The organism is Nitrospirota bacterium, assembly GCA_040757335.1.
Classification (GTDB): domain Bacteria; phylum Nitrospirota; class Nitrospiria; order 2-01-FULL-66-17; family 2-01-FULL-66-17; genus JBFLXB01.
The window spans coordinates 26649-41628 of the sequence record JBFLXB010000032.1; the positions used below are offsets into that span (position 1 = coordinate 26649).

Genomic DNA, 14980 nt, shown 5'->3' on the forward strand with positions numbered 1-14980 from the left:
TGCAACCCGCTTCGTTCCTCCGGATGATCACCCTCCGGGACGTGACGGTCCGTCTCCGTGCCGCCGGACGATCCGTGACCGTGTTGGACGAGGTCTCGATCGAGATTCCCGCCAACCAGGCTCTTGCCATCGTGGGGCCTTCGGGGAGCGGGAAGAGCACGCTCTTGGCCGTGATCGCGGGATTGGAGCGGCCGACGTCGGGGTTGGTCTCGGTCCGCGGCGTGGATCTCACGGCGCTCGACGAAACCGCGCTGGCGCACTTTCGGCTGAGTCAGGTCGGATTCGTTTTTCAGTCGTTCCACCTCATCCCCACCTTGACCGCGCAGGAGAACGTGGCCGTGCCCTTGGAACTGGCGGGTGATCCCGCCGCCCCGGACCGAGCCAGGGCGTTGCTCGACGCGGTCGGGTTGGCGGAGCGGGCGGATCACTACCCGGCCCAGCTGTCCGGCGGTGAGCAACAGCGCGTGGCGTTGGCCCGAGCGTGCGCGCGGCGTCCGCCGATCCTGCTGGCCGACGAGCCCACTGGAAATCTCGATGCCGAGAGCGGATCGCAGGTCATGGCGCTGCTTCGCGCGCTGCACCAGGAGCAAGGGGGGACGCTCGTCCTGGTCACCCACGATGCCGACCTGGCCGCGATCGCGGATCGGACCGTCACGCTCCGCAGCGGCCGGGTGACCGCGGACTCCGCCGGCCCGGACCGCGTATCGACCTGACCGTGGTCCCGCGCACGTTTGCGATCACCATGGCCCGCCGCAACCTGCGCGCGGGGTCTCGCCAGCACGCCCCGATCGTGGCGGCGATCGCGCTGGGCGTGGGCGCGGTGGTGGCGGTCGCGACGGCCACCGACCACGCCCGCCGCGCGATTGCGCGGGACGCCAAAAGCCTGCTGGCCGCCGACGTGGAAGTTCGTTCCACCCGCCTTCCGTCGGCAACCACTCAAGCCGCGGTCGACCGGCTGACCAGCGGGGGCGCCCGAGTCACCCGCGTCGCCGAGTTGATCGCGATGGCAGCCGCCTCGGGCCGGAGCGTGCTGGTAGAGTTGCGGGCGGTCGAAGACGCCTATCCCTTTTACGGCGAGGTGGAGACAGATCCCCCCCGTCCGCTGAGAGACTCGCTGGCCGGAGGGCCGGTGTTCGGCGCCGTGGTCCAGGAGGCCCTGCTGATCCGTCTCGGGTTGTCGCTGGGCGATCGGTTTCAGCTGGGCGACGCGGAGTTCGCGGTGGCCGCCACGTTGCGGGCCGCTCCGGACCACGCGGTCGGCGCGTTCAGCCTGGGGCCGCGGGTCCTCATCACCCGAGACGCCTTGGACCACACCGCGCTCGTGCGGCCGGGGAGCCGGGTGCGGTATCGCACCTTGGTGGCGCTCCAGCCCGAGGGTCCGTCCGCCGAGTCGGTGCGGGACGCCCTGCGCACCGAACTGGCCGGTGAGCCGGTGCAGGTCAGCGCGTTCACCGACGGCCAACCCCAACTGCGTCGCACGCTGGAGCGACTCAGCGTGTATTTGGGCCTGGTGGGCGTGACCGCCCTGCTGCTCGGCGGCATCGGCGTTGCGGGAAGCGCGCGTGCCCTGATCGTCGAGCGCTGGCGCACGCTCGCGCTGTTGAAGTGCGTGGGGGCCGACTCACGCACCATCGTGTGGACCACGCTGAGTGAATTGGCCGTGCTCGGCTTGGCCGGCGGACTGCTCGGCGCGGCGTTGGGCGCGATCGGCCAGCACGTGTTGACGGCCGCTGCGGGCTCCTTCTCCGCGGTGTCCTTGAAGGCTTCGGTACAGCCCTGGCCGTACGTGCAGGGGGTTGCGGTGGGCTCGCTGGCCGGCGTGGCGTTTTCGCTGTGGCCGTTGGCGGCCGCGGCCGGCGCTCCCGCCGCCGCGGTGCTCAGACACGAGGCCGCCCCGCTTCGCGTAAGACCGCGCGCGGCGTGGGGGATGGCTGCGGCGGGAGCCACGGGTGCGGCGGGACTGGCCTGGTGGCAGTCGGACTCTCCGGCCGCGGCCGCGCTCTACGTTGGCGGGTTGGCGGTGGCCGCGGCCGCGTTGACCGCGTCGGGGTGGGTGGTCGCGCGAGCGGCTCGGGCCGCGCCCGCGCCCCGGTCGTTTGCGTGGCGACGCGGATTACGGGCGCTCGCGCGTCCAGGGGCGCACACGGCTGCGGCCGTGTTGTCCATCGGACTGGGCGTGACCGCGGTACTGACCGTGGGGCTGGTGGAGCGGGGGGTTCGTGCGGAGCTGACGGAACAGATTCCGCGAGACGCGCCGAGCCTCTTCTTCATCGACATCCAGCCCGATCAGCGCGACGCCTTCGTTGCGCTCGCTGCGGAGCGCGCGGTGCCGCTCGACCTGGCGCCGGTGGCGCGATCGCGCCTGCTCGCGCTCGATGGCCGGCCGGTCGGCTCCGAAGGGCCGCCGGGCACGGATCCCGAACATCGGTGGTATTTCACCCGCGAATACGTGGTCACCGCCGGATCCGACCTCCCGCGCGGGAACGAGATAGTGGAGGGCCATTGGTGGGATGCGACCCCGGCAGCATCCGGCCCCGGCGCGATGGTGTCGGTGGAACAAGAGGCGGCTCAACGGTTGGGCATTGGGATCGGATCGACGATGGTATTCGACATCGCCGGGGTACCGCTCGAAGCGCGGGTGGCCAGCCTGCGCTCGGTCGATTGGGACACCCGGGCCTTGAACTTCTACGTGATATTCTCGCCCGCTGCGCTCGACGGGGCTCCCATCACGTATCTTGGCGCTGCGCAGGCTTCCCGGTCCGAGGAGATCGCATTGCAACAGGCGGTCGTCAACGCGTTCCCGAACGTGACCGCGATTCCGGTCAGCGACGTGCTGGCGTCGGCCGAGCGCGTGGTCCGTCGCGCGGCGTCCGCGGCGCGCGGCGTGGCGCTCTTGGTCGCGGTGGTGGGGTTCGTGGTGCTCGGCGGCGCGCTGGCCGCATCACGGGAGGCGCGCTTGCGGGAAGCCATGCTCCTGAAGACGGTCGGCGCGAGCCGCGGCGCGGTCGCGCGCGCGCTGGCGGTCGAGTTCGGTCTGTTGGGCGGAGCCGCCGGTCTGATCGGCGGGGTGCTGGCGTCCATGTTGGCGTGGGCGATCACCCGGTGGCTGCTCGACCTCCCGTGGAGCTGGGCTCCCGGCCTTGTGCTCGCCACCGCAACGCTGACCGCGGTCGGAACGATCGGCGTGGGGCTCGCGAGCACGTACCGCCTCCTGGGTCGGCGGCCGTTCCCCGTGTTACGCGGCGAGTAACGGGCCGGCCTGTCGGGGGAGTTGCGAGATCAGAGGCGTTTCCCGCCGGAGGCCGTGCTCAACACCGCGACCAGCGGCAGGTGGTCCGAGCCTTGGGCGGACCAGGGCGTGACCGCCACGTGGGAGGCAATGGGCGTGAGGCGGGAGCCCACGTAGATATAGTCGAACCGCACCCCCGGGAGCCGCGCGTGAAACGTCGCGGCGCGGCCGGTACCCACCGCCGCGAACCCGGCGGTAAAGCGGCTCCGAAGTTGGCCCGAGACGCGGCTCCGCGGCACGGTGTTGAAATCGCCCATCAGGAGGATGGGTTCGTGGACTTCTTCGGCCGCGATGATCTCCTCGGTCAGCCGCGTGACCTGGACCATGCGTTCCTGGGGCAACAGCCCCAAGTGCGTGACGTAACAGCGGAGCGTGCCTTTCGGGGTGGTGAGGTGAACCTCCAGACAGGCCCGTCCCGGCTGCGGCCACACCGTGAGGTTATGGTTCATCACAAAGGTCGCGGGCCAGCGGGTGAGCAGCGCGTTGCCGTAACGGCCTTGACGGCGAGTCCCGCCGACGATGGCGTGCATCTTGAGCTGAGCCGCGAGCCACTGGGCCTGGTTGACGTACCCGGTTCGCCGCAGCCCGAAGTCCACTTCCTGCAGCGCGACCACGTCCACGCGCTCGTGTTCGATCGCGGCGCCGATGGCGTGCAGGTCGTAGCCGTTCTGTCCGAAGCCGCTGTGGATGTTGTAGGTCATGGCGCGGAGGTGCATGATGAGTTACCCGGCGGCGAGGCGTGATCCGAAGGCGATGCGCATTGCGTCAGTCGGGGGGGTGATCCCCGCGGCCTGTTGTCTCGGCCTCATCCGCCAGTTGCGCCACGTGAGCCACGCGCACGGTGCCGGGGAGCCCGGCGCGCAGCCGAATCATGCAACCCGGGCAGCTCGTGGCCACCAGTTCGGCGCCTGAGTCCTCGACCGCGCGCTGTTTGCGCGCAAAAATCCGATTCGAGAGGTCGGGGTCTTTCACCAGGAACGTTCCGGCACCTCCTGCGCAGCGGTCCGCATCGGCCATCTCAACGAAACGCATGCCGGGCAGCCGTTGCAACACCTCGCGCGGCGCCGTGCTCACACCCGCGGCCCGCAGGTGGCAGGAGGAGTGGTAGGTGACGGTGAGGCCCGAACCCGCGACGGGGCGAGGGGGAGAGGGGGCGAGTGAATCGTGGGCCAGGACTTCGGAGATGTGCTTCACTTTGCCGGCGAGGGCTTCGGCGCGACGCTGTTCGTCACCGGAGAACAAGGTCGGGTAGTCCTTGAGCATCAATGTGCACGAGGCGCAACCGGTCACGACCGTCTCGAAAGGAGCCAGGTGCTCCAAATTGAAGCGCGCGGCCTGCAACAATGGCTTGGTCTGGCCGTAGGTCTGAATCGGCGTCCCGGAGCAGCGTTGGGCCGGGAGAACCGGTCCCATGCCGCGGCGGCGCAATAACCGGATCACCGCGTCTCCCACGCCGTCGTCGAAGTAGTTGGCCGCGCAGCCGTGGAAATACGCGGTCGGGCCGGTGGCGCCTGCTTCGGCGGTCAGCGCCCGGTGGCGCTCACGGAGGGTGGTGCGGGCCAGGCGAGGGAGAAGCAGCTCGCGGGGGAGCCTGGCGGCCGGAGCGAGCCGGCGGAAAAACGGCCGCGTGAGGGTCTCGATGATCCGTCGCGGGAGCGGGCGGTCCCACAGCGGCTGCGTGGCGGCGAGAGCCTTGACCGCGGGCTCGAACAGCCGCGGCCTGAGCAACGCCCGCGCGACCAAGCCCGCGGCGGGGTTGGGTCGCTCCGCGCGTCGCGCGAGCGCGTGGCGCGACACGTCGATCCCTGCGGGGCACACCACGGCGCAGGACCGACAGTTCAAGCAGGCCTCCACCACCCGGCCGTCCCGTTCGTACGAATAGTCCGTTGCGGTCAACACGTGGTACCAGCCGCGCGCCCCGTTGGATTCTTCGCGGGCCACGTCGTAGGCCGGGCACACGGTGTTGCACTTGCCGCAGGTGGCGCAGGGTTTGGCGAGGCGCTCGACATCGACCCGCTCGGTGAACGGAACGGACGAGAGTTTGACGCCGGGGTTCAGCAGGTTTTCCGGGTCGAGCAGTTGCTTGGTCTCGACGAACAGCTCGTATAATTCCGGCCCGTACATGGCCGGGAGAAACTCCGCGCGCACCCGGCCGTCGCCGTGCTCGCCGCAGAGCGAGCCCCCGAACCGCTCGATCACCACGGCGTGAATCGTTCGCGAGAGGCGATCCATCCGCGCAAAGTCCGCGGGATCCCGTAGGTTCAGGAGGGGATTGATGTGCGCGTTGCCGTCGCCGATGTGCCCGTAGATCGCGACGGTCACGCCCTCGGCTTTGAATAGCGATTCCAAATAGGCGACCAGTTCCGCGAGCCGCTCGGCCGGCACGACCACGTCGTCCACGAAATTCACGGGGTGACGCAGCGCGTCGTAGCGGTACAAGGTCGGATAGATCGCCTTCCGGACGGCCCAGAGCGCGGCCTGTTGGTCCTGATCCACCGCGAGCGCGGGCGGAGCCGCCTGAGCGAGGCCGCGGCACGCGGCGTCGGCCTGCGTAAGGCGCTGAGCCGCCGGCGCTTCGTCGAATTCCACGATCAACACGGCCGCGGCGCGCTCCGGAATGCTGAATCGCGATCGTCCAATCAGGTCCAACGTGTGACCGTCGATCAGCTCCAGCGCGCTCGGTCCCAGCGGCCGCAGCGCGCTCACGGCGCGCGTCACCTCGGTCAGTTGGTCGAAGAAGAACAGTCCGGCGGCGGTTTCCTGCGGCAGGGGGACGAGCTTGAGCGTCGCCGCGGTGACGAGTCCGAGCGTGCCTTCGCTGCCCACGAACAGCCGGGGCAAGTCGAGCACCCCGCGCTCCAGACCCTCGGCCAACGCGAACAAGTTGTAGCCGCTCGAATTCTTGCTCACGGCCGGCCGCTTGGCCAAAATGTCGTCGCGGTGGCTGCGAACGAGCCGCTCCAGCTCACGGATCGCGGGAACCGACGCGAACAGGTGCTCGCACTCGGGAGAGCCCACGCGATAGGGTTTGGCCTCCAGTTTGGTGCCGTCCGCCAACCACACGTCCAGCCCCAGCACGTTGTCCTTGACCGCGCCGTATTTGAGCGAGCGCGGACCCGCGGCGTTGTTGCCCAGCATCCCGCCGAGCTTGCACATTTCTCCGCTGGACGGATCAGGGGCGAATTTCAGGCCGTGGCGTGCCAACGCGGCGTTCAAATCCGCGTAGACGATCCCCGGTTCAACCCGGGCCCAGCGGGCCTGCACGTCGATCGCCCGGATACTCCGTAGGCGCGAGCAGTCCGCCACGATCCCTTCGCCGACGGCGTTGCCGGTGAGGTTGGTGCCGCCGCTTCGAAACGTGAGCGGGATTCGGCGCTGCCGCGCGAAGGCCAGGATCTTCGCGGCGTCGGTTTCAGACTCGATGAGCACGACCGCGCGCGGCGGGATCCGGTAGATGCCCGCGTCGATGGCGTAGGCGGTGAGGGCGGGGTGGTCGCCCAGGACCTGGTTGGGTCCGACCAGGCGGGCAAGGTCGTCGATCAGCGCACGGGTTGGGACTGCAAGATCCGACACGCGCGAATTATAGCAAGTGGCCAGAGGTGGCTCAAACACGCGCGGTGCGACGAGGTCCCGTAGGCCGAGCCGTTGCGTCAGGTCCTCGCCCGGAGGCTGTTTCACCCGGAGGATCGTCGCCAGATGCCGCGGCTCCCGCCCCACTCCGCAAATCCCACGGCGGGTTCGGGAAGAGATTCGGTCGAGCCGATGACAAGCGCTCCTTGGGTGACCAGACGAGCCGTGATCGTCGCGAGGACGTTGCGCTGCATGGCCTCGTCGAAGTACGTGAAAGCGAGGTTTCGACAGAGGATCAGGTGGAACGGGCCCTCCGGGGTCACCGACCGGATGTCCTGGCGTAGGAAGACGACGGGCCGGCGGTATTCTTCCGGCAAGCAGTAGAGCCCGTTTGACCGGGTGAATGCCGCTGCGAGCCAATCTGGCGGCAACTCCTTGACGCTACTCGCGGGGTAACAGCCGATCCTGGCCCTGACGAGCAACTCGTCATCGATGTCGGTCGCCATGATTCGGAGATCGCAAGGCACGGGGTCCTTGAGCCCGAGCCTCCAGATGATGGAGAGGGTGTACGGCTCTTCTCCCGAGGCGCACCCGATGCTCCAGCACCGCAGCGCAGGTTCTCCCCGGCCGACCACGAGTTGAACCAAGGCGGGAAGCACGTCCTGCTGAAGGGCCGCAAAGGCCTGACGGTCCCGATAGAACCTTGAGATCGTGATCGTGCACAACGTGTCGAGCACGCGCCACTCCTCCGCATGGGCTTCGAGGTAGGCTCGATACGCGGCGTGGTCCGGCACCCCAAGCTCGCGGAAGCGGCGCTCAAGCCGTTTGCAGACCGTTCGGCGGACTTTGCGGAAACCCGGCCAGCGAAAGCGAAGCCGGGGCAAGGCCCATTGAAGGAACTGGACGCACTCGGGATCTGTCATCTCCGATCGGGTCCGTCGTGGAACGCGCTCCGCAGCCACGTCAAAAGTCTGGCCCCAGCCCGTCGCATCATAGCAAGGGCCACCGGGCCGCTCAAACCCTGGTGCCTGACGGCCCGCGCTCCTCACTCATAATCTCGTGAGGACTAGCCCGTTCGGGGGATATCCCGAACAGGGGCTGATTGGCGATACTGGGAGCGGTCGTTACAGGTGAAGCGATGCAGCGCGAATCATTGGCTTGGCTGGGCTTGGCTTGGCTGAACTGCGGAGACGGACAAGAGGAGGGCTGTCATATGTGGAGACACACAAGGTGGGCGGCGATGGGGCTGGCGATCATCGGATTCGGCATCGCGCCTGATGGCGTGTCGGTGGCCGAGGCCGGGGAACACTATCGGATCGTTTCGTATGAGGCGTTCGAATACGGTTTCCGCGGAGCGGACCGAGTGGAACCCGGTTTGGCGAATCTACAGGTGGTGAACACCGGCAAAGAGCAGCACCAGATGCAACTCGTCAAGCTGGAAACCGGACATTCGGCTGCGGACTTCGCTGCTGCGGCCAAGGCCAATCCGCGACGTCTGCCGAATTGGAGCCGGCTGGTGGGAGGTCCCAACGGCATCGTGGCCGGAGAGCGCACGAGCACGCTGCAGTTCCTCGCCCCCGGCGATTACGTGTTGGTGTGTTGGATGCCGGCTGCCGATGGAACGCCCCATTTCACCTTGGGCATGACCAAATCCATCACCGTGACCGCAGGTGAGGTGAAGCCCGAGCCGGAGATCGTGCCCGACATCACGATCACCCTCGCGGATTTCTCCTATAGACCGTCCAAGCCCATCACCGCCGGTCGTCATACCATCAAGGTCGTCAATCAGGGCCAACAAGTGCACGAAACCCTGGTGGTCCAACTTCCCGCCAAAGGGACCGCCAAGGCGTTCGGCGCGGCGCTGACTCCCGGCAAACCGATTTCCAGCTCGCCGCCCGGCAAGCCCATGGGCGGCGTGGTGGGGCTGGCGCCCGGCGATTCCGCGGTGTTTGAAATGGACTTCAAGCCCGGGCGCTACGGGTTGCTCTGTCTCTTTCCTGATCACGACACGGGCCAGCCGCACTTTGAAAAGGGCATGGCGATGGAGTTCGACGTCAAGTAGCCGGTCACTCCTTACGCGAAGCGCGCGAGCAGGAAGACACCGATCATTCCGAACCCCAGGGCGAGTTTGGCGGCTGCGCCCAACGCCAGTCCAATCGACGCCCCCAGCCCGGCTCGTCCTGCGGCCTTGAGGTCGCGTTGCGCCGACAGCTCTCCAGCCACGGCTCCCACGAACGGACCGAGCAGCAACCCGGGCAAGCCAAAGATCACTCCAACCAGTCCGCCGAGCACTGCACCCCAGATCGCGCGATTGGACGCTCCGACTCGCTTGGCGCCGAGCGCCGTGGCCGCAAAGTCCACCCCGTAGGTCAGCAGCGCCACCACGCCCAGCACGATCAGCGTCTGCGCTCCCACGTAGGCGAAGTCGTCCGCCCAGGCCCCGAGCAGGAGCCCGGCGAACAAGATGGGAGCACCGGGCAGAACCGGAAGGACAAGGCCCAGCAGGCCGATCGCGACCAACAGAGTGGCAAAGATCCACAAGAGGGTCGGGGTCACGTGCCGATGGCGCCCTTGCGCTCGATCACGATCTCTTTGATCACGGTATACGCGGAGAGGTGCAGCAGCCCTACCACCAGCTTGCCGATGTCTTCCGGCGGAATCATTTCCTCTTGAGGAACCGGCGCACCCTGGACCATGGGGGTGGCCACGTAGCCCGGGCAGATGGCGGTGGCCCTGATATTGTGTATGATGGCTTCTTCCAGCAGGCTCTCGGTCAAGCCCACCACCCCGAATTTCGACGCACTGTAGGCGGCCGCGCCACCGAAGCCGGTCTTTCCAGCTAGGGATGCTATGTTGACGACGTAGCCGGATCGTTGCCGTTTCATGATGGGCAGAACGGCCTTGGTGCAAAGAAAAGTCCCCTTCAAATTGATGGCCTGTATCCGGTCCCATTCGGCTTCCGTGGATTCGGCAATGGATTTCAACCGGCCGACACCCGCGTTGTTGACTAGAACGTCGATCCTGCCGAACGCGTTCTTGACGTGTTTGATGAGGGTTGCGACCTGATCGGCCGCGGACACATCCGCCGGAATTGCTAGGACCTTCCCATCGCTCGCCTCGAGAGTCTTTGCCGCTTGCCGGAGTTTCTTTTCATCGCGAGCGCAAATCCCCACACGCATGCCCTCAGCCACGAGTGATGAGGCGATGGCGAGCCCGATCCCGCTGCTCCCGCCCGTGATCACGGCAACCTGATCTCTAAGATGCGACATGGTTGACCTCACAGGCCGTGTATTTTCCCTCGAATCCAGTTGGTGAGCTGGGCGCTGCTCAGGGCGCCGGATTGGCGGGCGACTTCGCGGCCTCCCTTGAAAAGGATCAGGGTGGGGATGCTTTGGATGCCGAAGCGTGCGGCCAATTGCTGCTCCCGGTCGGTGTTGACCTTGGCGAAGCGGACCGTGGGTTCGAGCTGTTTGGCAGCGGCTTCGTACGCCGGAGCCATCATGTGGCACGGTCCGCACCACGGCGCCCAGAAATCGACCACCATCGGGATGTCGTTGCGCTCCACGTGTTGGGTGAATGCGCTCGCGGTCAGCTCGATTGGATGGCCGACAAAGAGTGCGTTGCCGCACTTGCCGCATTTGCCCGCGGCCAGCTTGTTCTGTCGCACGCGGTTGGTGGTCTGACAATTCGGGCAAACGATATGCAGAAGCTGATCCATGCGGCGATTATACCGTGGCCGGAGCGGTGACGTACGCGGTATGATCACGGCGGTCGCGGAGTGGGGCATGCCGCCCAGAATCATCGCGCATCTGGACATGGACGCGTTTTTCGCCGCGGTGGAGGAGCGCGAGCGTCCGGAGCTCAAGGGTTTGCCCATTGTCGTGGGGGCTGATCCGCTGGAGGGCAAGGGGCGCGGCGTGGTGTCTACCGCCAACTATGCGGCGCGTGTCTACGGGATCCATTCGGCCATGCCGATTACGCAGGCCTGGCGTCGGTCGGAGTGGGCGCGCCGCCAGGGCAAAGCCGCGGTGGTGTTCCTGCGGCCGAACTTCGCGCAGTACACCGAGACGTCGGGCCGTATCCGTGCCATCGTGGAACGGCACGCATCCACCATCGAACAGGCCGGCATCGACGAGATGTACGTGGATCTGAGCGCAACCGGCGGGTACGAGCAGGCTCGGGAGGTCGCGTTGGCCATCAAGCGCGACATCGCGGCGCAGGAACACCTGACCGCGTCCATCGGGCTGGGCCCCAACAAGCTGATCGCCAAGATCGCGTCGGACGCGCACAAGCCGGACGGGCTCACAATCGTTGCGGAGCAGGATGCCGAGGCCTTTCTCGCGCTGCTCTCGGTCAGGAAGATCCCCGGGATCGGGCCCAAGACCGAGGCCACGCTCCGGCAGCACGATATCGCGGTGGTGCAGGACCTCAGACGGTTCTCGGAAGCGGATTTGGTCGAGCGGTTCGGCAAGTGGGGGCGGGTGTTGTATGAACGCGTGCGCGGGCGGGATGACGACCCGGTTCAGGAGAGCGACGAGGTCAAGTCCATCGGCGAGCAGGAGACGTTCCTCCGCGACACGCTCGATTCCCAGACCCTGGTCGAGCACGTGAAAGGGATGGGCCGGGACGTGCTGAGCCGTCTGGAACGATCCGGCTATTCGACCTTTCGCACCGTGGTGGTCACGGTTCGTTTTGCGGACTTTGAAACCAAGGCCCGGTCGCACACGTTGCCGCAGCCCACGGCCTCATTGAAAGACTTGGAAGTGGAGGCCATGAAACTGTTCCTGCCGTTTTTGGATCGGCGCGAGAATCCGCGGCTCAAATTGATCCGCCTAATCGGGGTGCGGGTCGAAAAGCTGGGAAGACCGGCGACCGCCCAACCCTGACCCTCGATGTCGGCGCTTGCCTGAACCAGCACATAGGAAGTATGCTGCTGACACGAGGAGCTCGTCCGTGACGGATCCCCGACCTTGAAGAGAGCCCACGACTCGTTCTTCAACCTCTACACCCACAACTTCGTCCGGGTTGCGGTGGCCATCCCCGAGGTCCGCGTGGCGGACCCCGCATTCAACGCGGAGCAGACCATGGCGTTGATGCAGCGGGCCGCTGACCAGCACGCCATGCTCGCGGTGTTCCCGGAATTGGGGCTGTCCGCGTATTCGTGCGAAGACCTGTTTCAACAGCAGGCGCTGCTTGACGGGTGCCGCGCGGCACTGGCCGACATCGTGGCCGCGTCCCTGAAGCTCCCGGTGGTCATCGTCGTGGGGGTGCCGTTACACATCGATTCGCTGCTCTTCAACTGCGCGGCGGTAGTGCATCGCGGGCGCATCTTGGGCGTCGTGCCCAAGACCTATCTGCCCAACTACCGCGAGTTCTATGAAATGCGCCAGTTCGCGCCGGGGGATACGGCCGTCCGGGAGACCATCGCGCTGCTCGGTCAACGCGACATTCCGTTCGGCAACCGGTTGCTGTTCCAGGCCGACAACCATCCGCTGCTCGCCTTCCACGTCGAAATCTGCGAAGACCTGTGGGTGCCGATCCCGCCGTCGTCCTACGCCGCGCTGGCCGGAGCTTTGATTTTGATCAACCTCTCGGCGTCCAACAGCACCATCGGCAAGGCAGATTACCGACGGCAACTCGTGGCGAGCCAGTCCAGTCGCGGCCTGGCTGCATACCTCTACAGCGCGGCCGGATGCGGAGAGTCGACCACGGACCTGGCCTGGGACGGCCACGGCATGATTTACGAGAACGGCACCCCGCTGGCCGAGACCACTCGATTCGCCGAAGGGCCGCAGCTCATCACCGGCGACGTGGACCTGGACCGTCTCGCCCAGGACCGCATGCGCCAGACCAGCTTCGGGCAAGCGGTCCTTCGCCACCGCGAAGCGTTAGGGGCATTCCGCCCGATCCGGTTTGCAGCGGATTTGCCGCGCGAGGGACGCCTCCCGCTGGTGCGCCGGTACGAGCGCTTCCCGTACGTGCCGAGCGATCCGATGCAACGCGACGAGCGGTGTCGCGAGGTGTATGAAATCCAAGTGCAGGGGCTGGTGACCAGGCTGCGTGCCATCGGACCGGAGGTCAAGATCGTGATCGGCGTGTCGGGGGGGCTGGATTCGACTCAGGCCCTGCTGGTCTGCGCCCAGGCCATGGACCGGTTGAACCGCCCGCGAAGCCATATCCTGGCCTACACCATGCCGGGATTCGCGACCTCCAGTCGGACGTTGAACCAGGCGTGGCGGCTCATCAAGGCCGTGGGCTGCGCGGGCCAGGAGATCGACATCAAACCCAGTTGCCTCCGGATGTTCCAGGACATCGGCCATCCGTACGCCCAAGGCAAGCCCGTCTACGACGTCACCTTCGAGAACGTGCAGGCCGGGGAGCGGACCAGCCACCTGTTCCGTCTCGCGAACCAGTACGGCGGTCTGGTGGTGGGAACCAGCGACCTGAGCGAGCTGGCGCTCGGTTGGTGCACCTACGGGGTCGGCGACCACATGGCGCACTACGACGTGAATGCGAGCGTGCCCAAGACCTTGATCCAATACCTGATCCGCTGGGTCGCCAAGACCCACCAGCTTGGGACCGACGTCAGTTCGGTGTTGGAGGAGGTGCTGGCCACCGAGATCAGTCCGGAGTTGGTGCCCGGCGCGCGGTCCGAACCGCAGCCCACCCAGCGTTCGGAGGATGTGATCGGGCCGTACGCGCTGCAGGACTTTCATCTGTATTACACGTTGCGGTTCGGCTACCCGCCGCCCAAGGTGGCGTTTCTCGCCTGGTCCGCGTGGCATGCGCCGAAAGAAGGCGTGTGGCCGGACATTCCCGAGGGCGAGCAACGAGCCTACGGCATCGACGAGATCAAGCGCTGGCTGCGCGTGTTCGTCGAGCGATTCTTCGCGTCCAGCCAGTTCAAGCGGAGTTGTCTGCCCAACGCGCCGAAGGTGGGCTCCGGCGGGTCCCTCTCCCCGCGCAGCGATTACCGCGCGCCGAGCGACAGCGCCGCCACGGTCTGGCTGTCCCAGATCGAGAAGATTCCGGAGTCGGATTCGGAGTAGTCCGCGTGACTACCGGGCAGGCCGAGTCCTAACGCCCCTCTTCCAGATCCAAGAGATCCACCCAGGTCGTGACATCGGCACCCGTCACGCAGCAGAGCCCTTTTTCTGTTCCGGCGTCCGCACGGTCAGCACCGGGCAGGGCGCGGTGCGCACCACTCGCTCGGCCACGCTGCCCATGAAGGCGTGGCTGACGCCCCGTCGACCGTGCGTCCCCATGACGATGAGATCCGCGCCGGCCTTCTTGGCTTGAACCCCGATTTCCTCATACGCCGTGCCCTGCACGAGAACGCGTGACGCGGAGACGTGTTCTTTTTGGAGGTCCTGGACCATCTCGTCCAAGACCGGTTCGACCGCCGTCTTGATCAAGTTGTACACGTTCACTACCTGGAGCGACTCGGTCATGGTGTAGGTAAACGTCTCGATCACGTGGAGTAGCACGATCTTCGCCCCGAAAACTGCGGCGAGCGCCGTCGCGTGGTCGAGGGCGGTCTGCGCGCCGTCTGAGAAGTCGGTGGGAACCAGGATGGTCTTGACGTCGAACCGGGTGGTCTGTTCGGTCGGCATACGCGTCCTTTCTGAGGGAGGGAAGCCCGTGTCACGGTGCCGTTACATTGTACGGATCACCGACGCGGTTCCACAAGCTCGGTGCGGTTTTCGGCGCATCGCTCGCTGCTCCGGTGCGGCCGCTCCTCGACACGGACATTCGGATCAACGGCGCACGATCCAAAAGTGTCGCGGTTTGCCTGACAAAGTTGTTTCGAAGATGAGCGATCTCCCGCCACGGCGGAAGCTCTCCGCGCGCTCGCCGCGAATAGCGCGGTTTTCCGCGCCGCGGTGACGATGCGCGTTCCGGCATGCTATTCGCAATACCAGACGATCGAGGCGTCGAGAAGCTCAGAAACCGGATACATCGCGCGGACCCGTGTGGTGCGCGGCCATGGACGCTCGGGCATTGAGGCGCTGAAACGGATCTCGAAGCGCCGGAAGACGTAGCCATTCCCGCGAACGACGCTGGCCGTGTCCGCCCACCCCCACGGCCCAGCAGCGGGTCGGGCCCCCCCCCGGGGGGGGG

12 protein-coding genes are annotated in these 14980 nt (G+C 66.7%); 5 read left to right on the top strand and 7 right to left on the bottom strand.

The window, feature by feature from the left end; all coding sequences use genetic code 11:
• The first annotated feature begins 23 nt into the window (after positions 1-23).
• Positions 24-713 (top strand): ABC transporter ATP-binding protein, encoded by a 690-nt coding sequence (locus tag AB1451_14465; protein MEW6684099.1) that lies wholly within the window; start codon positions 24-26, stop codon positions 711-713.
• Between the two features lie 2 nt (positions 714-715).
• The gene (locus AB1451_14470; GenBank protein MEW6684100.1) at positions 716-3250 is read left to right on the top strand and encodes an FtsX-like permease family protein; all 2535 of its coding nucleotides are present in this window, start codon (positions 716-718) and stop codon (positions 3248-3250) included.
• A gap of 29 nt (positions 3251-3279) precedes the next feature.
• On the opposite strand, the gene AB1451_14475 is transcribed toward AB1451_14470, so the two are convergent.
• From AB1451_14475 to AB1451_14485, 3 genes are all read right to left on the bottom strand, one after another.
• Positions 3280-3990: an endonuclease/exonuclease/phosphatase family protein gene (locus AB1451_14475; protein MEW6684101.1), complete on the bottom strand. Its 711-nt coding sequence runs from the start codon at positions 3988-3990 to the stop codon at positions 3280-3282.
• Positions 3991-4054: 64 nt separating this feature from the next.
• Complete coding sequence (locus AB1451_14480) at positions 4055-6967, bottom strand: FAD-binding and (Fe-S)-binding domain-containing protein (protein ID MEW6684102.1); 2913 nt, start codon at positions 6965-6967, stop codon at positions 4055-4057.
• Positions 6964-7782: a CheR family methyltransferase gene (locus AB1451_14485; GenBank protein MEW6684103.1), complete on the bottom strand. Its 819-nt coding sequence runs from the start codon at positions 7780-7782 to the stop codon at positions 6964-6966. The genes AB1451_14480 and AB1451_14485 overlap by 4 nt, the downstream gene beginning before the upstream one ends.
• Before the next feature lie 290 nt (positions 7783-8072).
• On the opposite strand from AB1451_14485, the gene AB1451_14490 reads away from it, so the two are divergent.
• Positions 8073-8921 (top strand): hypothetical protein, encoded by an 849-nt coding sequence (locus tag AB1451_14490; GenBank protein MEW6684104.1) that lies wholly within the window; start codon positions 8073-8075, stop codon positions 8919-8921.
• Positions 8922-8932: 11 nt separating this feature from the next.
• On the opposite strand, the gene AB1451_14495 is transcribed toward AB1451_14490, so the two are convergent.
• Genes AB1451_14495 through trxC form a run of 3 tightly spaced genes read right to left on the bottom strand, consistent with a single transcriptional unit; the run spans position 8933 to position 10577 of the window.
• Complete coding sequence (locus tag AB1451_14495) at positions 8933-9415, bottom strand: DUF456 domain-containing protein (protein ID MEW6684105.1); 483 nt, start codon at positions 9413-9415, stop codon at positions 8933-8935.
• On the bottom strand, positions 9412-10128 hold the full coding sequence (locus AB1451_14500) for an SDR family NAD(P)-dependent oxidoreductase (protein MEW6684106.1): 717 nt from the start codon (positions 10126-10128) through the stop codon (positions 9412-9414). The genes AB1451_14495 and AB1451_14500 overlap by 4 nt, the downstream gene beginning before the upstream one ends.
• Positions 10129-10136: 8 nt before the next feature.
• Complete coding sequence (trxC, locus tag AB1451_14505; protein MEW6684107.1) at positions 10137-10577, bottom strand: thioredoxin TrxC; 441 nt, start codon at positions 10575-10577, stop codon at positions 10137-10139.
• Positions 10578-10644: 67 nt separating this feature from the next.
• On the opposite strand from trxC, the gene dinB reads away from it, so the two are divergent.
• Positions 10645-11745 (top strand): DNA polymerase IV, encoded by a 1101-nt coding sequence (dinB, locus tag AB1451_14510; GenBank protein MEW6684108.1) that lies wholly within the window; start codon positions 10645-10647, stop codon positions 11743-11745.
• Between the two features lie 84 nt (positions 11746-11829).
• A complete protein-coding gene (locus AB1451_14515) occupies positions 11830-13908 on the top strand; it encodes an NAD(+) synthase (protein MEW6684109.1) in 2079 nt (692 codons plus the stop codon).
• Positions 13909-13992: 84 nt separating this feature from the next.
• Here AB1451_14515 and AB1451_14520 read toward each other — a convergent pair whose 3' ends face one another.
• Complete coding sequence (locus AB1451_14520) at positions 13993-14472, bottom strand: universal stress protein (protein ID MEW6684110.1); 480 nt, start codon at positions 14470-14472, stop codon at positions 13993-13995.
• Positions 14473-14980: the final 508 nt, after the last annotated feature.

Bases quoted from the DNA above. Each gene is read 5' to 3' on its own strand.
- AB1451_14465 (MEW6684099.1), top strand. From the start codon at position 24: ATGATCACCCTCCGGGACGTGACGGTCCGTCTCCGTGCCGCCGGACGA.
- AB1451_14475 (MEW6684101.1), bottom strand. From the start codon at position 3,990: ATGACCTACAACATCCACAGCGGCTTCGGACAGAACGGCTACGACCTG.
- AB1451_14485 (MEW6684103.1), bottom strand. From the start codon at position 7,782: ATGACAGATCCCGAGTGCGTCCAGTTCCTTCAATGGGCCTTGCCCCGG.
- AB1451_14490 (MEW6684104.1), top strand. From the start codon at position 8,073: ATGTGGAGACACACAAGGTGGGCGGCGATGGGGCTGGCGATCATCGGA.
- AB1451_14500 (MEW6684106.1), bottom strand. From the start codon at position 10,128: ATGTCGCATCTTAGAGATCAGGTTGCCGTGATCACGGGCGGGAGCAGC.
- trxC (MEW6684107.1), bottom strand. From the start codon at position 10,577: ATGGATCAGCTTCTGCATATCGTTTGCCCGAATTGTCAGACCACCAAC.
- dinB (MEW6684108.1), top strand. From the start codon at position 10,645: ATGCCGCCCAGAATCATCGCGCATCTGGACATGGACGCGTTTTTCGCC.
- AB1451_14520 (MEW6684110.1), bottom strand. From the start codon at position 14,472: ATGCCGACCGAACAGACCACCCGGTTCGACGTCAAGACCATCCTGGTT.